This window comes from Phormidium yuhuli AB48, from assembly GCF_023983615.1.
Classification (GTDB): Bacteria; Cyanobacteriota; Cyanobacteriia; order Cyanobacteriales; family Geitlerinemataceae; genus Sodalinema; species Sodalinema yuhuli.
Genome location: NZ_CP098611.1, coordinates 3,886,189 through 3,906,782, shown reverse-complemented (window position 1 = coordinate 3,906,782; position 20,594 = coordinate 3,886,189). Strand labels below are relative to the sequence as shown.

Genomic DNA, 20,594 nt, shown 5'->3' with positions numbered 1-20,594 from the left:
GTTTGACCCAAGCGAAATTCTTGGTGAGTGCATCGAAAAACTTAGGGAAACGCTTGACTTCACCCCAAGGTCACTATGACGATTCAAGAATCCAGGGAACTAAAACACGAGAGCCTGGAACTGCTGCAACAGTTCCAAAAAACTCCATCTACCGAACTGCGTAACCAATTGGTGCAACTGAACATCGGTTTAGTGCGCAAAGAGGTTCATCATTGGCTCAAACAATGCAATGAGACCTACGACGACCTCCTCCAGGTGGGCTGCCTAGGTTTAATTCGGGCGATTGAGCGTTTTGAAATGAGTAAAGGTCATGCCTTTAGCTCCTTTGCCATTCCCTACATCCGAGGGGAAATTCAGCATTATCTGCGCGATCGCAGTCCCTCAATGCGAGTCCCTCGCCAATGGCTGACACTCCATCGCCAAGCTAAAAAAGTCATCCGCCAGCTCAACAGTGAACTCAAGCGGACTCCCACCGACGAAGAAATCGCCGAAGCCCTTGATATCCCAGTGGGGGAATGGCTAGACATCCAACTGGCCCTGCAAAATCGCTCTCCCTTAAGCTTAGATGCCCCCGTTGCCGAGGCCGAGGATCAGGGAACCTCCCTTGGCTCAACGGTAACCGATCGCCAATATCGCAGTTTCCAACTGGCGGAAGAAGACCGGATTCTGCTGCAACAGGGCCTGGCCAAACTCGAATCGGGAACTTGCAAGGTCTTAGAATTTGTCTTTCTGCAAGACCTGACCCAGAAAGAAACTGCCGATCGCCTGGGAATTAGCGCCGTCACCGTCTCTCGCCGGGTTAAAAAAGGACTCAGCACCCTGCAACGGCTCATGCAAGAGAATGACCGCTAAGACCGGTTGGCTGCCTAGTCCCCCCTGGAGACTGGGTAACCCGGTTCGCAAACCTTCAAAAATCTTTACAATAGGGGAGAGAGTCGGTTCAGATGGACAACTCTCTCCTATTTTGTTGAGTCTCCAGCATCAGCCACGATGACCCTAACCCCAACCCAAGTCTCATCCCTAGCCGCCGAACGGTTGCAGCAGCAGCGGCAATTTTTTGCCAGCGGTCAATCCCAAGATGTCCAGTTTCGTCTTGAGCAGCTCCAACGGCTCAAAGACGCTATCCAAGAGCGTAGCGCCGCCATTGTTGAAGCCGTCCATGCCGATTTGGGTCGTCCAGAATTTGAGGCTTACTTTGAAATTGCGGCCATCGCCGAAGTCAACTATGCCATCAAACATCTAAAATCCTGGGTCAAACCCCAAACCATCCGAACTGGCCTGGATCAGTTTCCCTCCCGAGGACGGATTTACCCTGAACCCCTGGGGGTGGTGCTGATTATCTCCCCCTGGAACTATCCCTTTCAACTGAGTATTAGTCCCCTCGTCGGGGCGATCGCCGCCGGAAACTGCGCCATCGTCAAACCCTCAGAACTCTCCCCCCATACCTCCCACGTTATCCGAGAGTTAATCGAAGCCACCTTCGACCCCGCCTATGTGAGTTGCTTAGAGGGAGGCGTCGAGACCAGTCAAGATCTGCTGGCCCAACGCTTCGACCATATTTTCTTCACCGGTAGCACTCGTATCGGCAAGATTGTTATGGCGGCCGCCGCCGAGCATTTAACCCCCGTCACCCTGGAACTGGGAGGAAAAAGTCCCTGTATTGTCGATGCTGAAGTGAATCTCCCCGTGGCCGCTAAACGGCTGACCTGGGGCAAATTCGTCAACGCGGGACAGACCTGCATCGCCCCTGACTATCTCCTGGTTGATCGCCGTTGTAAGGACGAGCTGCTAGCGCAGATTAAAGGCTACCTTCAAGAGTTCTTTGGGGAAAATCCAGCCGAGAGTCCCGATTTAGGACGGTTAGTGAGTCAACAGCATTTCGATCGCGTCGCCGCCTTCCTCAATAACGGAACCGTCGTCGCGGGGGGAACCTGCGATCGCAGCCAACGCTACATCGCCCCCACCGTTCTGGATGGGATTACCTGGGATGACCCGATTATGCAGGAGGAAATCTTCGGACCGATTCTGCCTGTGTTAACCTATGACCGTTTAGAAGAGGCGATCGCCCAAATTAACGCCCGCCCCAAACCCCTGGCCCTGTACATCTTCTCCAACCGTAAAGCCGTGCAACAGCAAGTTTTGCAACAGACCTCCTCTGGGGGAGTTTGCGTCAACGATACCATTATGCAATTAGCCGTCCCAGAACTGCCCTTTGGGGGAGTCGGTGCGAGTGGTCTTGGCAAGTATCATGGAAAGGCCAGTTTTGATGGCTTTAGCCATTACAAAAGCGTGCTGAACAAAGGCCTCTGGTTCGACCTCAACTGGCGTTATGCCCCCTATCAGGGCAAACTCGGACTCATTAAACGAGTGATTGGTGTCTAACGTCCTCAACTGCGAAGACTTATGGAGACTCCCCAACCCCCCAACTCCCAACAACTGACCCAAAATGTCAGCCAATGGCTCAAGGAGATTAGCCAACTCAAACAGCAACTCCTAGAAGCCCGCGAGGCGATCGCCCAGGCCCAGAAACAGGGCGACCATTGGCGATCGCTCTATAACCGAGAAGCCGAACAACGTCGCCAGGATGTGCAACGAGGACAAGAGCGTATCGGCGACCTCGTTGCACGGCTGCAAGAACGGGACACCCCCCCGAACCCATCAGAAGACGAGCGCCGCCGTCAACGTCAGCAGACCTTAGATGGCTTGGATATCAGCCAACTCCAAGAGCAAGTGCTTGACCTGTCCCTAGAGCGCGATCGTCTTCTAGAGCGAGTTCAAACCCTAGAAGCCGCCATCGACAGCGAACAACAACAACACCAAAAAACCCGAACCGAGCTAACCGGGGCCCTCGCCGACGCCATCACCCTACTCCCCAAAGGAAAAGAGATCTCCCCCTCCACCGGATCCTAAACTTCCCAGTTGCCCCTCCCCATCCCAGCTCTGGCAACCCATCCCCGCCGCCATGGGTTTGAACGGGACATCGCCCCTCACGACTATTCTCCTCGGGGCGTTGCTGCCCCAACTGGCCCACCTCAGCGATCGAGGATGACTCCTGCGCTCTTCTACTATCGTCTTCTAAAATCCTTATAATCCTTACCAGATGGTGACCGCAGCCAAGGAAGTTCCCTCCTAAGCGATCGCATAATACGATAACATTGAAGGGCAACCGTTACGGCGGTTACACCTTCTACCACTGCCGGGCATCTACGTCAACATCAAGCCTTCGCCCTCAACGGCGCGAGTCAGGCTTATCCCCTGTCCTGCTCTAGGATAGTTTTCTTTCGTCCGGGTTGCCATTGTGATCACGATTTTTCTGATTCATCCAACTCAAGCTGAACCCATCCGCAGTTGGACCTTCAAGCAAGACTCCGTTGTGCGGGTGGGGCGCTCCAAAGAGAATGATGTCGTGATTCACGGTTCTCTAGTTTCCCGCCGTCACCTGGAACTTTGGAATCACCAGGGTCACTGGCAACTGATTAATTTTGGTGCCAATGGCACTTTTGTTGAAGGGAAACCCGTTCATCAGTCACCAGTCGATGATGGAATGATCATTCGTTTAGGGTCAACGGGGCCACGCTTACAACTGCGCCTAGATTTTCAGCCAGAACACCAGACCGCCAAGGATTACCTAACGGCCCATCCCGTTGACCCTTAATCCCCTGCCAAGGCTCGGTTGACCGTTTCAATATGACGTTGAAAATAGGCTTCCCGGTTGCCCAGTTGCTGAGCTAGTTGTAATCCCCGACGAAAGGAGTTGAGTGCCGCCGGGTAGTTTCGCTGCTGTTGCTGAACTTGGCCCATACGGCCATAGGTCATCATCAAGCCATAGTGATTGCGGGCAATTTCATGGGTTTCAACCTGAGCCTGGTAGACCTCTAATGCTGCTTCCCAGTCATCATAGCGTTCATAAAGCTGAGCCAGGGCCGTTAGGGCTTCCTGAGCGCGATAAAACTGGAGGGCCTCCCAAGCTAAACGATAGGCCTGTTGATACTGGGCGATGGCCTCATTGGGACGTTGTAGGTTGTCCCAATCCTGACCCACAGCAATTTTCAGTGCTGTGACCCGGGCGATATTATTAAGACCCCGGTAATAGGCGATTAACTCCTGCTTGACCTCGATCGCCTGGTCATAGGCCTGGAGGCGATCGTAGATATAAGCCAACTCCCTCAAATAGACCCCCTCCTGCTCGCGATCGCCCCGCTGACGGGCCAACTCCCGCAAGGCCTCATAGGCCGACGCCGCCGCCTCATAATTAAGGTCTTGTAGAGCCGTCTCCCCCAGCCGTTGCCACGCTTCCTCTTGTTGCGCTTCATCCCCCTGCGATCGCGCCCACTCCAACACCGCCTCATAGACCTCCAGGGCCGCCGAGCGGGCCCCCACCGTCTCATAGGTTTGGGCCAAGGCCAGCAACCGTTCTAAATTGGGCCGTTCCACCTCCTCCAGTTCCTGCCTCTGAATCCGCCGTAACCGTTCTCGAATCACCTGAAGCTGATAAAACTCCTCTTGGTCCCAGGCCAATTGCCCCACCCGTTGCAACGCCTCCAACTCCGCCTGAGTCCCCAAAAAGCGTCGCAGTCGTAACTCACGATTCCACAACTCAAACGCCTCACTCACCCGTCCCTCCGAGAAGGCCGCCATCGCCTCCACATTCAGCTGATCCAACGTCATGGCCAAACCACCCCGTTGTGCCTCCGTTAGCCCGACCTCTCCCTGCCAAACCGCCTCAGGAATCAGCGGGTCCACCTCCGTCAACTCCAACGGATTCGCCAGAGATCTCTGCCGTGACGGTTCCCGGGCCACAGCACTCTCGGCTCCCAGAGTCAAGATCCCCAACCCCAACACCAGCAAGGTCAGAGCCTGGACTGATACAGTAAACACTTGAAAGGCAAACTTAGAAGACATAAGCTGACATCAACGAGAGGAACGACAACGAAATGAAACCATGAGCGAGACCCAGATCATCCAGGACATCAGAGCCATCCAACCATCCAAACGCAAGGAGAACAACCGATGCAGACCGATCGCCTAGCCAGGGGGTTGAGAGGACGTCAGACGATCTATCAGCGGATCCTATCATTGGCCGTACTCTGCCTTCTGTTGATCCTCTCTGGTTGTGACGTACCCCGTATCCAAGCCGAAGATCGACTCTTTTTGCCCCTATCCCTAGAGTTACTTGATGAGTCTGTTCTCCCCAGCCAGGAGATTGAGAAGACTCGCATCGGCGGTCTCTCCGCCATTACGTATGACCGTCAAACGGGGAACTACTACGCCTTATCAGATGATCGGGGCTTCGTCTCTCCCGCTCGATTTTATACATTATCAATCGACATTGGCGGGAAGGATCCGGATCTGTTCCAGATTCGCAAGATCACCATTAAGGATGTTACCCTGCTGCGGGATGAGGCTGGGGAACTCTTCCCCCCCGGCACCATTGACCCCGAAGGAATTGCCCTCTCTCCTGATCGCACTCTCTTCATCGCCAGTGAGGGAGTGTCTCAAGACGGGATTCCCCCCTTTGTCGATGAATTTGATTTAACCACCGGCCGACGCTTACGGGCCCTACCGGTTCCCAGCTACATGATTCCCGATGCGGCCGGTTCCGAGCAAACCCTAGGGGTTCAAAACAATCTCGGCTTTGAATCTCTCACCATTGGCGGTGTGGGAACCGGGGAACCCTACCGAGTCTTCGCCGCCACCGAATCAGCCTTGTTACAAGATTTACCCTGGCTCGAAGAACAACGACAACAGGCCCCCCCTGACGATCCCGTTCCCCTGACGACGCGGCTCTTACATTATGTGGTGGTGGAAAATCGGGCCCAAGTAGTCGCGGAACATCTCTATCCCTTAGACGAGCCGCCCTCCTTGCTGACGGTGAATAATGGCTTAGTGGAACTGCTGTCCCTGGATGGGGCCAATGCTCTACGTTCCCGGCCTGGGGGCTATTTCCTGAGTTTAGAACGCACCTTTGGTGCCGAAGGATTTGGAGCGAAACTCTTCCAGATGGCGATCGCCTCCGCGAGTGATGTTTCGACCCTAACCTACTTACAAGGGGATGCCAAGGACTTTCAGCCAGTGGAAAAACAACTCCTCTTAAACCTCAATTATATTGAGGGATTCCACCCCGACAACCTCGAAGGAATGACCTTCGGACCCCGACTCCCCGATGGTTCTCAGAGTCTTATCCTAGTCAGCGACGACAATTTCCGAGACAATCAAGTCAACCAATTTGTCCTCCTCCGACTCACCTCACAACGCTAGGACCCCAGGCCAAAAATTGACAGGGGGGCCTGAATCTCGGAAAATTGATCCCGATCGATTCAAGCCTCCTGCCTCCTGCCTTTTGCCTTCTTCCCCCTGTTCCCTGTTCCCTGTTCCCTGTTCCCCCATGACAAGCTCTGACGATATCACAACCCTCGCTCGCTGGATGGCTTCAGATTTTAGCAATCAACAGCAAGCCTTTGATAATCCCCCCCTCTTTGCCCATGTTCGGGCCTGCTTACGTCCCTTACCATCAGATAAATTTGGAGGAGTAAGCTTTTACCTTGAACAGGCCTATGAATATGCTTTAAATCGCCCCTACCGGACTCGGGTATTGATGCTGAAAGAGGAAGATGGAGGGTTGATTATCGAGAATTATGCCATCGAGAACGCCGAGGAATTTTTTGGTGCCTCCCGAGAACCCCATCGCCTAACCGCCTTAACCCCTGAACACCTGAGTCGTTTATGTGGCTGTAACTTTGTGGTCGAACGTCAGGAGAACAGCTTTGCCGGAGTCGTAGAGCCGGGGAATCAGTGTATCGTGGAACGCAACGGTCAAACCACCTACCTGGATAGTCGCTTTGAAATCAGCGAGCATCACTTCCGAACCCTCGATCGTGGACGTAATCCTGAGACTGGGGAGCGAGTCTGGGGGTCTGTGGCCGGAGCCTTTGAGTTTGAGCGGGTGACCAGTTTTGCTCAGGAACTAGATTTGTAATCTCGGTTACAGTGGGGCGATCGCCCGAACCTCTCCCAAATTACTACCATCGGCAGATCTTACCGTTAAGCCATCTAGCCCGGTGTCACAAGGTACACCAAACCTGGTAGATTTAGCGAGTATCAGCTCAGCAATCGTATAACAAACCACAAGATGAAAGTACTTGTTATTGGCGGTGACGGCTACTGTGGATGGGCAACAGCACTCTACTTGTCTAATCGCGGTCATGATGTTGCCATCCTTGACAGTTTAGTCCGTCGTCATTGGGATTCCCAGCTCAAAATTGAAACCCTGACCCCCATCGCCCCGATTCAGCGTCGGCTTCAACGCTGGTATGAACTCACGGGCAAACGCATCGAATTATTTATCGGGGATATCAACGATTATCCCTTCTTGAGTGAGGCGATGCACCAGTTTGAACCCGAGGCGGTGGTTCACTTTGGCGAACAGCGTTCGGCCCCCTTCTCGATGATTGACCGCGAACATGCGGTTCTCACTCAAGCCAACAACGTCATTGGCAATCTGAATCTTCTGTATATCCTCAAAGAAGACTTCCCCGATTGCCATCTGGTGAAACTCGGAACCATGGGTGAGTATGGAACCCCCAATATCGATATTGAGGAAGGCTACATCACCATTGAACATAACGGCCGCAAGGATACCCTACCCTATCCCAAGCAGCCCGGTAGCTTCTACCACCTCAGCAAAGTCCATGACAGCCACAATATCCAGTTTGCCTGCAAAATCTGGGGCTTACGGGCGACGGACTTAAACCAGGGCATTGTCTATGGGGTATTGACGGAAGAGACGGGCATGGATGAACTGCTCGTCAACCGTCTCGACTATGATGGTATCTATGGAACCGCGCTCAACCGCTTCTGCATTCAAGCGGCGATCGGTCATCCCTTGACGGTCTATGGTAAGGGTGGACAAACCCGTGCCCTTCTCGATATCCGGGATACCGTGCGTTGTATTGAAATTGCCGTGGAAAATCCCGCCGATGCCGGAGAGTTCCGCGTCTTCAACCAGTTCACAGAAATGTTCAGCGTGGCCGACTTAGCCCTGAAAGTACAGCAAGCGAGTTCAGCGTTGGGCTTAAAAGTCGAGATTGACCACTTGGAGAACCCTCGGGTTGAACTAGAAGACCATTATTTCAACGCCAAAAACACAAAACTCATTGATTTGGGCTTACAACCGCATAACCTCTCGGACTCCCTGCTGGATTCACTGCTCAACTTTGCCATTAAATACAAGGGGCGGGTGGATAAAGACCAAATTCTCCCGAAAGTACGCTGGCGGCGTTAACTCCCCGTGTTTTTCCAGGGTAAGCTGCACGGCCGCTTTGTGGGCAGTCCCCCAGATTGCCCCACCTGGTTCTTTTATCCCTTCATTCCGCTAGAGTGCCTATGCGTATTGCTCTATTTACTGAAACCTTCCTGCCGAAAGTCGATGGTATTGTCACCCGCTTACGGCATACTGTGGAACATCTCCAACGTCTGGGAGATGAGGTTCTGGTCGTCTCCCCCGATGGTGGACTGACGGAATATAAGGGAGCGAAAATCTTTGGTGTACCAGGGTTCCCGCTGCCTCTGTATCCTGAACTGAAGTTGGCGGTTCCCAATCCCTCGATTCGTCCAGTCCTGGAAGACTTTAAGCCCGATTTGATTCATGTGGTGAATCCGGCGGTGCTGGGGTTGGGCGGACTGTACTACGCTAAATCGATGAATCTGCCCTTGGTGGCGTCCTACCATACCCATTTGCCTCAATATCTACAGCATTATGGATTGGGGATGTTTGAGGACGTCCTCTGGGGACTGTTACGCTCGGCTCATAATCAGGCTCAGTTAAACCTTTGTACCTCCAGCATCATGGTGCAAGAGTTGAGTTCCCATGGCATTGAACGGACGGATTTATGGCAGCGTGGGGTGGATACGGAGATGTTCCAGCCGAGTTTAGCCAGTGAGAAGATGCGATCGCGCCTCAGTGATGGCCATCCGGAAGCACCCCTGTTACTCTATGTGGGACGACTCTCGGCGGAGAAAGAGATTGAGCAAATTCGCCCGGTGTTGGAGTCGATTCCCCAGGCCCGTTTGGCCTTAGTCGGCGGAGGTCCCCATCGGGAGGCCTTGGAGGCTCATTTCCAGGGAACCGCCACCCAGTTTGTGGGCTATCTCCAAGGGTTAGAGTTAGCGTCGGCCTACGCCTCGGCGGATGCCTTTATTTTCCCCTCTCGCACGGAAACCCTCGGCTTAGTCTTGTTAGAGGCGATGGCGGCGGGCTGTCCGGTGGTGGCCGCAGGAACCGGTGGTATTTTGGATATTGTCACTGATGGTAAGAATGGCTATTTGTTCGATCCGGCGGATGACCAGGGGGCAGTCGTGGCCACCCAACGGCTGTTAGCCAATCAGGAGGAACGGGAAACCCTGCGCCTCAATGCCCGTCAGGAGGCCGAACGTTGGGGCTGGAGTGCGGCAACGCAACAGTTACAGCAGTTCTACGCTCAGGTACTGGCGGCGGCGTCTCTTGTTCCGGCTGCTTAGCATACTTTAGATGGATTGTCAAGCCCCGAAGGTCTGTCGAGTTTGCCGATCGCCCCAGGTTGTGTTTTTTATGACCGTGGGCGATCGCCATTATTGGCGCTGTAATCACTGTCAGGCGACCTTTCTAGCCGCCGAACAGTTGCCAGGACCGGAGTTTGAGCGAGAACGCTACGAGCTGCATGAAAATGACCCCAACGATGACGGCTATCGTCAGTTTTTGCACCGTTTAGCCGATCCTCTGTTGTCTCGCTTAGCCCCCCAACAACAGGGATTAGACTATGGATGTGGGGCGGCGTCTGCCTTGAAACCGATGTTCGAGGCAGCCGGCCATTCCCTGGCCCTCTATGACCCCTTCTTTTTCGGCGATCGCACCCCTCTACAACACCGCTACGATTTCATCACCTGTAGCGAAGTCGTCGAACATTTCCATCAACCCGCCTCAGAATTCGACCAACTCAGGGATCTCCTCAACCCGGGAGGCTGGCTAGCCATCATGACCTGCTTTCAGACCGAGGATCGAGCCTTCGCCAACTGGCATTATCGCCGCCATCCCACCCATGTCACCTTTTATCGCCAGTACAGCTTCGAGGTGATTGCCCAACAGTGGGGCTATCACTGTGAAATCCCTCGGCGTAACGTTGTCCTACTTCGTAAAGCCTAGGGCCATCAGGGCCAGCGAAGCCTCATTGAGCCATCTCCCAGATGGGGAGAGCTAGGAGAGGCCTGATAAAGGCTGGAAAAAATTTGCCTTCTGAAGTGTTATCCGATACACTTTGACAATCTTGTCGAAAATCTTAATAAAAATTACAACTTCGGGATTCATCTGCCTTGTTCCAACACTCGGCCCTGACATCTATCTAAGCGTCATGCAACTACTCCCTAGACCCTATACCCTCACCATCAAGCGAGCCGGACAGCGTCCCTTCGTGCTGTTGGTGGGACTGCCCTTAAGACTGGCGATCGCAACCTTAGGAACCTTAATAGCTGGGGGGATAGGACTCGCAGGACTACAAGTTTGGCAAGGCGATCGAGCCAATCGGGCCGAACTGGATCGCCGGGCCGAAGACATACTCGAACAGGTGGAAGGTCTCGAAGCCCAACTCGAAGAACTCAAACAACGTTCCGGAATGTCCGACGACCCCCTCACCTACCCAGAACGGGGACAGGGGGGTCCGGTTCTGCGTCCTCTCAACGCTGCCGAGTTGCTCAGTAATGCTGAAAGCCATGTCAGTCGCCTCACCACCGACTTGAGCGATCGCGTGCAGCCGGCCCTGGAAAATGTCTTAGAACAGGAAAAAGCCATTCCCCAGGGAGTCCCCCTCAAAGTCCCCACCCACATCACCTCTCACTTCGGCAAACGGCAAAACCCCTTCGGCTTCGGCAAAGAATTTCATAACGGCCTTGACTTTGCCGGAGATCCCGGAGATCCCGTCATCACCACCGCCGCCGGAACCGTCACCCATGCCGGCTGGGGGAGCGGCTATGGCAAATATGTCGAAGTCGATCACGGCAACGGCTACCTCACCCTCTATGCTCACCTCTCCAAAATTTCCGTAGAATGGGGAGAAGAGGTCGAGCGTGGCGATCTAGTTGGCTTAGTCGGTAGCACTGGACGTTCCACCGCTCCCCATTTGCACTATTCTATTTTTGAGGACAACGAGGCGATCGATCCGCAACCGTTTCTTGTCCGGCGTTCAGGTTTGACTCGGGCCCCGCTTCCCAACGAATCCGAAGCCCCCGTCACGACACGGGTCGCCGATTAACCAAGTTTGCTCAACAGGATAACTACCCTATGACTGCTACACAAACCAAATTTCCCATTGACTTGGGTGCTTACCAGCCCCTAAAACTCGACCCCAACGTCAAAACTCTCACCGATGAGCAACGGGCAACCCTGAAAGCCAACATCCAACTAATGCGGGATGCCATCATCTTCTTCACCGCCACCGGTGCAGCCCGGGGTGTCGGCGGCCATACCGGCGGCCCTTACGACACCGCCCCAGAAGTGGCCATCCTGGATGCCTTTTTCCGGGGCAGCCCTGATCACTTCGTCCCCATCTTCTTCGACGAAGCCGGCCACCGGGTTGCCACCCAATATCTCATGGCGGCTCTTTATGGTGACCTACCCGCCGAACAACTGGTGCGTTATCGGGAAGCCCACGCCAAACTCCCCGGTCACCCGGAATTAGGACTGACCCCCGGCGTCAAGTTCAGTTCCGGTCGTCTGGGTCATATGTGGTCTTATATTAACGGGGTGGCGATCGCCAACTCCCCCAAAGTGGTCTGCTGTCTCGGTTCTGACGGCTCCCAACAAGAAGGCAACGATGCCGAAGCCGCCCGCTTTGCCGTGGCCCAAAACCTCAACGTCAAACTCTTTATCGATGACAACGATGTCACCATCGCCGGTCATCCCTCCGACTATCTCCCCGGTTTCAGCGTCGCCCAAACCCTGAAAGGTCATGGCTTAACCGTCCTAGAAGGGGACGGCGAAGATATCGACGACCTCTACGGTCGGATGTGTGAAGCCATCACCGCCACCGGTCCCGTCGCCGTCGTCAATAGCCGCAAAATGGCCGTCGGCATTGAAGGCATCGAAGGCTCAACCCATGGCCACGACGTGATCCCCGTCGATGCTGCCCTCACCTACCTCAAAGCCCGGGGTCAAGATGCCGCCGTGAGCTTCCTCGAAGGCATCGAGAAGCCCAAAAACCCCAACACCTATCTAGGTTCAGGGGACAAACTCGGCTCCAACCGTAACGTCTTCGGTCAAACCGTCGCCGAAATCCTGTCAGGAATGGATGCCGACACCCGCAAGAAGAGTGTTCTCTGCGTTGACAGTGACCTCGAAGGCTCTTGTGGTCTAGCCTACATTCGCGAAGCTGCCCCCGAAATCTACGTCAGTGGCGGGATTATGGAGCGCAGCAACTTCTCCGCCGCCGCCGGTTTCGGCATGGAAACGGGTAAACAGGGGATTTTCGGAACCTTCAGTGCCTTCCTAGAGATGTGCATCTCGGAAATCACCATGGCCCGGTTGAACTACTCCAATGTTCTCTGTCATTTCTCCCACTCTGGGATTGACGACATGGCGGACAACACCTGTCACTTCGGCTTAAACAACATGTTCGCCGACAATGGTTTAGATGACGGCTATGAAACGCGGCTTTACTTCCCCGCCGATGCCAGCCAGATGACGGCAGTGGTGAACAAAGTCTTCGGCGACCCCGGCCTACGCTTTGTCTTCTCCACCCGCTCCAAAGTTCCCAACATCCTCGACAGTGACGGGAACGACTTTTTCGGTAAGAACTACGAGTTCACCCCCGGCAAAGACGAAGTCATCCGGGAAGGAACCGCCGGTTACGTGGTCAGCTTCGGCGAATCTCTCTATCGCGCCCTAGATGCGGTCGAACGTCTCAAGCAAGAGGGGATTGATGTGGGCTTAATCAACAAACCCACTCTGAATGTTGTGGACGAAGAGATGATGACCAAGTTGGGCAATTCCCCCATGGTCCTAGTGGTGGAAGCCTTCAACCGTCGCACCGGTTTAGGCAGCCGTTTCGGCAGTTGGTTATTAGAACGAGGGTTCTCGCCCAAATTCGCCTTCCTCGGAACTCACGAAGAAGGCTGTGGCGGTCTCTGGGAGCAATTCCCCCACCAAGGAATTGACTCTGACGGCATCATGGCCAAAGTCAAAGAACTAGCCAGCTAACCCCTCTCCCCTCTCGGGAGGGGTGCCCGTCAGGGCGGGGTGGGTTCTCCCCTCTCGGGAGGGGTGCCCGTCAGGGCGGGGTAGGTCCCTCCAGCGGAGGGGCCAGGGTGTATTCCCCCAGCGAGCGGTGCGTTCCGGCAAGTTCAAATCGAACGCCCAAGGTCAACAAACCTTGCCAGCCGGAACACACCCTACCCCGATGACCTGGTGTATTCCCCCAGCGAGCGGTGCGTTCCGGCAAGTTCAAATCGAACGCCCAAGGTCAACAAACCTTGCCAGCCGGAACACACCCTACCCCGATGACCTGGTGTGTTCCCCCAGCGAGCGGTGCGTTCCGGCAAGTTCAAATCGAACGCCCAAGGTCAACAAACCTTGCCAGCTGGAACACACCCTACCCCTAACCATCCCGCAACACATAGCCCACACCCCGCACCGTCTGAATCAGTCGCCTATCCCCTTCATTCTCGATTTTCAGCCGTAAATAGCGGATATAGACCTCAATCACATTCGATTCCCCCATAAACTCATAGCCCCAGACATTTTCCAGGATTTGTTCACGGGTTAGCACTTCTCGGGGATGTTCCATCAAATACTTGAGAAGTTCAAACTCTTTCATCGTCAAATCGATCGCCCGTTCCCCATTGCCATTCCCCACACGTCCACCGCGAAAGGCTTGGCGAGTGGGTAAGTCCAACAGGAGATCGGCAAAACGTAACTGATTGGTGTCGGGACGTTCCGGCTTGAGATAAAACGCCACCATTTTAAGAAATTCAGGGGAACGGTAGGGCTTAATCAGATAATCATCAGCCCCCGCTTCCAAACAGGCCACCCGATCGTCTAGAGTGTCCCCAGTCAACATCATCATCACCACAGCACGATTGCCCAGGCTGCGCAGATGCTTACACAGCCATAAGCCAGAATGTCCCGGGAGAATGCGGTTGATGGCAATTAACCCCGGTTGTATTTCCTCAACCTGGTGTAAGCCATGATTCGCTTCATGGGCGATCGCCACTTCATAGCCAGCTTCCTGTAAATCCAAGGCGATCCGTTGGGCCAGGGTTGTATCCGGTTCAACCACCAACACCGACGATTGCAACTCTAAGGTAACAGTATCCATAACAGTAACGTTAACACTCTCGATCAGGGGCGATCGCCGAACCATCCTGGAAAACTCAAAACCCGGCGTTAGCGAGAACACCGGGCCAAGCAAGATTCCCAACCCTAGCGTTAGGAACCACTCGACAGCGAACGGGGCAAACGGCCGCCATTCACCGCATCCCGGAACTCTTCCACATCCGGACCATAATCAATGGGGAGAACCGCCACAATATTCTCATGGGGACGGGGAATAATTACCCAAGATTCTAACGTCGCCCCATAGGTGCGTTCCACGGCAGCGATTCCCGCATCCATGGCCGTTTTCACCTCCGAGACATCCCCACGGATGTTGATGTTGAAGCGGGCGCTTCCCACCCGAATATAGCCCACGAGCGTCACTCGTCCGGCCTTGACCATCGCGTCGGCGGCCGCCATAACGCCGGGAAATCCTTTTGTTTCAATCGATCCTACTGCCTGTTGTGTCACGGTTCGTCTCCTAAATTTGGCACAGTTGGGGCACAATCACCCCCGGTTAAAGGTGTATTACGTGAAGCGGTTTTATCTAAGCGCTTTCTTGAAGCTTATTCAAGCCCAATGTAGCGATTTCTAGTCCATTGACCTCACCCAGTTGGAGAATTATCGATCATCCCCCATCCTCATGGCAAGGGATGGACAACAACTCATCGGAAGGGCTCACTGGTTTCTGTATAGTCAATTGGCAGAACCGCCACGATATTCTCCGGTGGATTAGGGACAATATAGTGAGACATTATTTGTCCCCCAAAGGTATTTTCAACAGCAGCCAAACCGGCCTCCATTGCTGCCTTAACTTCTGAAACCGGCCCCCGAAAGGCGATCGCAAACTGACCACTTTCAGCCTTGTCAAAATAAACTAGGGTCACGCGAGCAGCTTTCACAGAAGCATCAGCTGCCGCTAAAATGGAAGGAAACCCCAAGCTTTGAATCATACCGACGGCAACGGGCATCAGATAAAGCGTCCTCGTAGCATTAGATTGGGCTACCCTATTGTACAAGGTAACTGTACCCAACTGTACAACTGAACCGGCCCAAGTTACGATAGGAAGCAAGAACGACAAAAAACGTAAAGTTTCTTGACCTAAATGAAGCTTCGCATCGGCAACGGCTACGACATTCACCGTCTGGTAGAAGGACGGCCCCTCATCCTCGGGGGTGTAGTTCTCCCCCACGATCGCGGACTCGACGGCCACAGTGATGCCGACGTGCTGACCCATGCCATCATGGATGCGATGCTAGGGGCACTGAGTCTGGGGGACATTGGCCATTACTTTCCCCCCACCGATGAAAAATGGCGCGGGGCCAACAGTTTAACCCTCTTGCAACAAGTCAACCGCCTCATCCACAAAAAAGGCTGGACCATCAGCAATCTCGACAGCGTTATCATTGCCGAACGACCCAAACTCAAACCCCATCTTCACGATATGCAGGAGAACCTAGCTGATACCCTAGACTTAGACCCCACCCTCATCGGGATTAAAGCCACCACCAACGAAACCCTGGGCCCAATGGGACGAGAAGAAGGAATCGCGGTTCATGCGGTGGTGTTGCTGAGTGCCCTGGATTCCTAAGCATCCCCCTGCGATCGGTTAGCCTAGAGATTCCCGTCTATTGTGACTCCCCATTATGTTTGTCTTAACTCCCATCTCGCCGCATCTGCGACCACTTCGTCGCCTCCTCAGCCTGGGGTTGCTGGCCCTGGTGCTACTGTTGGGATTGAGTAGTTGTCAGATCGAACAGTTCCGGGTTCGCGAGGCTGATGGCAATCAGATCATTCTAGGACAACTCAGTGACCCCAAAACCTTCAACGCCGCCCTAAGCCAAGAGTCTCCCAATGTCTTCTCCTATATTTACGAGGGACTGGTCACCTCCGATGGAGAGACAGCCGAGGTGATTCCGGCCTTAGCGGAGTCTTGGGAAACCTCGGAGGATAATCTACGACTGGTGTTTACCCTCCGAGAAGGATTACGCTGGTCTGACGGGGAACCGCTGACGGCTGATGATGTAATCTTTACCTTCAACGATATTTACTTCAACCGCCGCATCCCCAGTTCAACCCGTGATGTGTTGCGAGTTGGCGAGAGTGGGGAATTTCCCACCATCCAAAAACTCGACGATCGCCGCATTGAAGTTCTCCTCCCAGAACCCTTTTCCCCGATTCTCAGAACCCTCGGATCTCCCATTCTCCCCGAGCATATTTTACGGTCGGCCGTTGAGGATGTCAACGAAGATGGAGACCCCCGTTTTAATACCACTTGGGGAACGAATACTCCCCCTGAAGAGATTATTAGTAATGGTCCTTATCGCCTAAGTCAATATACACCCGGGCAACGAGTTCGCTTTGAACGCAATCCCTATTATTGGGATAAAGAGGAAGACGGAACCCCCAGACCTCATATTAACAGTATCGTCTGGCAGGTGGTGGAAAATCAGGATACCCAGTTGTTACAGTTTCGGTCTGGGGGTTTGAGTTCCATTGGCGTCACTCCACCTCATTTTTCCTTACTCAAACAGGAAGAAGAACGGGGCAACTTCAGCATTTATGAAGACGGCCCGCAAATGGGGACAACCTTTATTTCCTTTAATCTCAATCGCGGTCGTAATGCTAATGGTCGGCCCTTAGTTGACCCCATTAAGTCCAAATGGTTTAATACCCTAGCCTTTCGTCAAGCCGTCGCCCATGCCATTGACCGGCAGACGATGATTAACAGTATTTTTCGGGGGTTAGGAGAACCGCAAAATTCACCGATTTCTATTCAGAGTCCCTATTATCTGTCCCCCGAGGAAGGATTGCCCACCTATGAACATGATTTAGACAAGGCGCGGCAACTCTTATTAGAGGCTGGATTCCAATATGATGACCGGGGTCGTTTATTGGATGAAGACGGGAATCGGGTGCAATTTGAACTGATTACCAATGCTGGAAACCAAACCCGGGAGGCAATGGGGGCGCAAATTCGTCAAGATTTGAGTCGAATTGGGATTCAAGTTAATTTTACCCCCATGGACTTTAATAACTTGGTCAATCAGCTCAGTAATACCCTAGGATGGGAAGCTCATTTACTTGGCTTTACCGGCGGCGTTGAACCCCATGGAAGTTTGACCATTTTTTCCGTCGATGGTCGTTTACATAGTTTCAATCAAAATCGAGATGACCCCCCCCTAGAAGGACGAGTTATTGAGGATTGGGAGCGAGACATTGAAGCGCTCTTTATCCGAGGGTCCCAGGTGTTTGGTGAGGAGGAACGCCGAGAAATTTATGGACAAGCCCAGATTTTGGTTCAAGAAAATTTACCGTTCATCTATCTGGTGAATCCCCTATCGATGGGGGCGGTGCGCAATACCATTGAGGGAACTCGCTTTTCAGCCATCGGCGGCATGTTCTGGAACTTGCCAGAATTGAGGATTGAGGAGTAGGTGGACGATGGACTCAGAGGGTTTGCAGACACTGCTGGAGGCGGTGGCCCGGGGAGAGGTTGCTCCGGATTTTGCTCTTGACAAAATCCAAGATATCGGCTACGAGGCGGTGGGGGAGTTTGCCAAAATTGATCAGCAACGACGGGAGAGAACCGGCTTTCCGGAGGTGATTTGGGGACAAGACAAAACCCCGGATCAGATTGTGCAGATTATGATGGCGATGAGCGATCGCCCCGGGGTGGTTATGGCCACCCGTATCACCCCGGAGGTGTATCGTCTGATTCGCGATCGCCTGCGACAGGTACGCTACTATCCCCAGGCCCGCATCTGTGCGATCGCCCCCAATCCCCTTCCCATCCAGCATCGAGGAACCATTGGCTTAGTCAGCGCCGGAACCGCCGATCTCCCAGTGGCCGAAGAAGCGGCCGTCACCGCTGAACTCTGTGGTTTTGAGGTATTTCGTCTCTGGGATGTGGGAGTCGCGGGAATCCATCGCCTCCTCCGCAACCAGCATTTACTGAAACAGGCCCATGTCTTAATCGTCGTGGCCGGAATGGAAGGGGCCCTACCCAGTGTCGTCGCCGGATTAGTCGACGCGCCCGTCATTGCCGTTCCCACCAGCATCGGCTACGGGGCCAGTTTCGGCGGTTTAGCCCCCCTCCTCACCATGTTAAACTCCTGCGCCACAGGAATCGGGGTCGTGAATATCGACAACGGCTTTGGCGGGGCCATGTTAGCCGGACAAATCCTACGAACCGGAGAAACCCTAACCCGCAAAATGCCCCATTAACCCCATAAAAGCGATGCGTTCCGGCAAGTTGAAACCGATGCGTCTCGGGGACAAACCGAACTGATGCCGGGACGCATCCTGCCCTGTTCCCTGTTCCCTGTTCCCTATCCCTATCCTTCCAAATAACTCGACGCTTGTAGATGAAACATCTTGGCATAAAGGCCACGTCTCTCTAACAGTTCCGCATGAGACCCCACCTCGATAATACGATGGTTTTCCAGAACCACAATGCGATCGGCCATGCGAACCGTGGAAAAGCGGTGACTGACAAAAAACGTCATCCGTCCTTCCGTGAGGCGACGAAAGCGACTAAATAACTCCGACTCCGCGATCGCATCCAACGCCGCCGTCGGTTCATCCAAAATCAAAATCGGTGCCGAACTCATAAACGCCCGGGCCATGCCAATTTTCTGCCATTGTCCCCCCGACAAATCCGTTCCCCCAGCAAAAATTTTCCCCAAAATCGTCTCATAGCCATGATCCAACCCCTCAATCACCTCCGTCGCGCCCCCGGCGGCTGCCGCCGCATCAATCTGGCCGAGATCATCCCGCCGCGATAAATCCCCGAAACCGATATTATCCTGGGCCGTGAGACTATAACGGGCGAAATCCTGGAAAATCACGCCAATGTTACGGCGTAACTCCTGCAAAGCGATTTCCGAGAGAGGAACGCCATCAACGGCAATCTCCCCCTCACTGGGATCATACAGTCGCGTCACCAGCTTCAATAAGGTCGTTTTTCCCGCCCCATTCACCCCCACCAGGGCGATACTTTCTCCGGGTTTGACGGTTAAATTGAGGTTTTCCAGGGTGGGTTCGCTGGCCCCTGGATAGGTGAAACTGACATTGCGTAATTCTAAACCCTGACGAATGGGGTTGGGAAAGGGTTTGGGTTCGGGGGGTTCTACGACTTTCGGGGCTAAGTCTAAAAACTCAAAGTATTGGGAGACATAGAGATTGTATTCATAGGTTTGGGCAATACTTTGTAAAATCTGCTGTAAGACGTTTTGGGCTTGAGCAAATGCCCCGGAATACATTGTAAAGTCACCGATACTAATGGTTCCCTGAACTGCCCGCACAATCGTCCAACCATAGGCGCTATAGTAGCCTAAGTTGGCGACCGTTCCCGCTACGCCCCGGACGGTGGCAAAACGACGGGAGAGGAAGGCCGATTCGTTATTGAAGCGGCGACGAATATCCATCCATTGTTGCAGGAGATAGTCTCCTAGACGAAACAAGCGGACTTCTTTGGCGAAGGCGTTTTGGGTCAAGACTCGTTGTAGGTAATCGGCGCGTCGGCCGGCTTGAGTTTGCGATCGCGATAGCCAAAATCGCCGCCCTGAATACTTAACGCTGGCCCAAAGTGCGGGAATGGACGTAACCAGTAATAACAGCATCACCCAGGGGCTGAATCGCAACAAGAGGGCGATGGAACTGAGGAAACTCACTAATTGCCCCAGTAACCCGGTTAAGGTTCCTAAAATGCGAACGGGATAGTCACTACCGCTTTGTTGGGCGCGGCTGAGGGTATCATGAAATTCGGGTAATTCGTAATGGGATAAATCCAGACGAATGGCTTGCTGAATGAGGACCCCGTTGGCGTGAATGGAAAACCGATCTTTAAGAACTTGTAGGCTATAATTGTTGACTTGGTTGGCAACTTCTGATAGAAAACTAATGGCAAATCGTAAGCCAACTAATCCTAAAATGGTTAAGCCAGCGGCTTCAAGTTGCCCGATATTGGCGACAACTTCATCGACGACCAGTTTGGTGATATAGAGTTCGGTGACGGGAATTAAGCCGCGAATTAGGGTGATAATGACGGAGAGAAGGAGGTAGCCGGGTTCGGCTTGCCAAACTAATTTAACCAGTTTGGGGGTATTGGCAAGAACATTAAGAAACCGAGTTTTCGGGGATTTCTTCGGGGGTTGGAGGGGGGGCTGATCCAGTGGGCGGTTACGGCGTCTAGACAAGGTTCATCCAAAATCGGGGTCTGTCGGGGCGAACCACAGGTGCGCGGACTTCCCCTAT

The 20,594-nt window shown here is 53.6% G+C and carries 19 protein-coding genes; 14 read left to right on the top strand and 5 right to left on the bottom strand.

The genetic code is table 11. The features are described 5' to 3' along the window. Nucleotides 1-75: 75 nt before the first annotated feature. The 4 genes from NEA10_RS16765 to NEA10_RS16750 all read left to right on the top strand — a co-directional run bounded on the left by NEA10_RS16765 (nt 76) and on the right by NEA10_RS16750 (nt 3,655). Nucleotides 76-852 carry an RNA polymerase sigma factor SigF gene (locus NEA10_RS16765; RefSeq protein ID WP_252662497.1) on the top strand — a complete coding sequence of 259 codons (777 nt, stop codon included), beginning with the start codon at nt 76-78 and terminating at the stop codon, nt 850-852. 138 nt (nt 853-990) lie between these two features. After that, entirely contained in the window at nt 991-2,382 is a 1,392-nt protein-coding gene (locus NEA10_RS16760) for an aldehyde dehydrogenase (protein ID WP_252662496.1), read from the top strand. Nucleotides 2,383-2,403: 21 nt separating this feature from the next. Further along, the gene (locus tag NEA10_RS16755) at nt 2,404-2,910 is read left to right on the top strand and encodes a hypothetical protein (RefSeq protein WP_252662495.1); all 507 of its coding nucleotides are present in this window, start codon (nt 2,404-2,406) and stop codon (nt 2,908-2,910) included. Nucleotides 2,911-3,298: 388 nt separating this feature from the next. After that, nucleotides 3,299-3,655, top strand: coding sequence for an FHA domain-containing protein (locus NEA10_RS16750; RefSeq protein ID WP_252662494.1), 357 nt, complete (start codon nt 3,299-3,301; stop codon nt 3,653-3,655). Here the strand turns inward: NEA10_RS16750 and NEA10_RS21025 are convergent. Continuing rightward, nucleotides 3,652-4,902, bottom strand: a complete 1,251-nt coding sequence (locus NEA10_RS21025; protein WP_309494340.1) for a tetratricopeptide repeat protein — start codon at nt 4,900-4,902, stop codon at nt 3,652-3,654. The two genes, NEA10_RS16750 and NEA10_RS21025, sit on opposite strands and share 4 nt — an antisense overlap. 249 nt (nt 4,903-5,151) lie before the next feature. On the opposite strand from NEA10_RS21025, the gene NEA10_RS16735 reads away from it, so the two are divergent. From NEA10_RS16735 to NEA10_RS16705, 7 genes are all read left to right on the top strand, one after another. Further along, nucleotides 5,152-6,258 carry an esterase-like activity of phytase family protein gene (locus tag NEA10_RS16735; RefSeq protein ID WP_252662493.1) on the top strand — a complete coding sequence of 369 codons (1,107 nt, stop codon included), beginning with the start codon at nt 5,152-5,154 and terminating at the stop codon, nt 6,256-6,258. Nucleotides 6,259-6,385: 127 nt separating this feature from the next. Then, complete coding sequence (locus tag NEA10_RS16730; protein ID WP_252662492.1) at nt 6,386-6,976, top strand: chromophore lyase CpcT/CpeT; 591 nt, start codon at nt 6,386-6,388, stop codon at nt 6,974-6,976. Nucleotides 6,977-7,129: 153 nt separating this feature from the next. Further along, nucleotides 7,130-8,281 (top strand): NAD-dependent epimerase/dehydratase family protein, encoded by a 1,152-nt coding sequence (locus NEA10_RS16725; protein ID WP_252662491.1) that lies wholly within the window; start codon nt 7,130-7,132, stop codon nt 8,279-8,281. A gap of 101 nt (nt 8,282-8,382) precedes the next feature. Continuing rightward, nucleotides 8,383-9,516, top strand: coding sequence for a glycosyltransferase family 4 protein (locus NEA10_RS16720; RefSeq protein ID WP_252662490.1), 1,134 nt, complete (start codon nt 8,383-8,385; stop codon nt 9,514-9,516). A gap of 10 nt (nt 9,517-9,526) precedes the next feature. Continuing rightward, complete coding sequence (locus tag NEA10_RS16715; protein WP_252662489.1) at nt 9,527-10,177, top strand: class I SAM-dependent methyltransferase; 651 nt, start codon at nt 9,527-9,529, stop codon at nt 10,175-10,177. Nucleotides 10,178-10,382: 205 nt separating this feature from the next. Continuing rightward, on the top strand, nt 10,383-11,279 hold the full coding sequence (locus NEA10_RS16710; RefSeq protein WP_252662488.1) for a M23 family metallopeptidase: 897 nt from the start codon (nt 10,383-10,385) through the stop codon (nt 11,277-11,279). 29 nt (nt 11,280-11,308) lie between these two features. Next, a complete protein-coding gene (locus tag NEA10_RS16705) occupies nt 11,309-13,222 on the top strand; it encodes a thiamine pyrophosphate-binding protein (protein ID WP_252662487.1) in 1,914 nt (637 codons plus the stop codon). A 397-nt stretch (nt 13,223-13,619) separates the two neighbouring features. On the opposite strand, the gene nblR is transcribed toward NEA10_RS16705, so the two are convergent. The 3 genes from nblR to NEA10_RS16690 all read right to left on the bottom strand — a co-directional run bounded on the left by nblR (nt 13,620) and on the right by NEA10_RS16690 (nt 15,306). Continuing rightward, nucleotides 13,620-14,339: a response regulator transcription factor NblR gene (gene nblR, locus NEA10_RS16700; RefSeq protein ID WP_252662486.1), complete on the bottom strand. Its 720-nt coding sequence runs from the start codon at nt 14,337-14,339 to the stop codon at nt 13,620-13,622. 110 nt (nt 14,340-14,449) lie between these two features. Then, nucleotides 14,450-14,806, bottom strand: coding sequence for a carbon dioxide-concentrating mechanism protein CcmK (locus tag NEA10_RS16695; RefSeq protein ID WP_159790816.1), 357 nt, complete (start codon nt 14,804-14,806; stop codon nt 14,450-14,452). 194 nt (nt 14,807-15,000) lie between these two features. Continuing rightward, entirely contained in the window at nt 15,001-15,306 is a 306-nt protein-coding gene (locus NEA10_RS16690) for a carbon dioxide-concentrating mechanism protein CcmK (protein ID WP_252662485.1), read from the bottom strand. Nucleotides 15,307-15,441: 135 nt separating this feature from the next. Here NEA10_RS16690 and ispF point away from each other — a divergent pair, with 135 nt between their 5' ends. The 3 genes from ispF to larB are packed head-to-tail and all read left to right on the top strand — an operon-like array spanning nt 15,442 to nt 18,563. Continuing rightward, entirely contained in the window at nt 15,442-15,927 is a 486-nt protein-coding gene (gene ispF, locus NEA10_RS16685; RefSeq protein ID WP_252662484.1) for a 2-C-methyl-D-erythritol 2,4-cyclodiphosphate synthase, read from the top strand. A gap of 55 nt (nt 15,928-15,982) precedes the next feature. Next, the gene (locus NEA10_RS16680; protein ID WP_252662483.1) at nt 15,983-17,773 is read left to right on the top strand and encodes an ABC transporter substrate-binding protein; all 1,791 of its coding nucleotides are present in this window, start codon (nt 15,983-15,985) and stop codon (nt 17,771-17,773) included. A gap of 7 nt (nt 17,774-17,780) precedes the next feature. Further along, entirely contained in the window at nt 17,781-18,563 is a 783-nt protein-coding gene (larB, locus tag NEA10_RS16675; RefSeq protein WP_252662482.1) for a nickel pincer cofactor biosynthesis protein LarB, read from the top strand. 110 nt (nt 18,564-18,673) lie between these two features. Here the strand turns inward: larB and NEA10_RS16670 are convergent, their stop codons facing one another. Continuing rightward, on the bottom strand, nt 18,674-20,536 hold the full coding sequence (locus NEA10_RS16670; protein WP_252662481.1) for an ABC transporter ATP-binding protein: 1,863 nt from the start codon (nt 20,534-20,536) through the stop codon (nt 18,674-18,676). Nucleotides 20,537-20,594 lie beyond the last annotated feature (58 nt).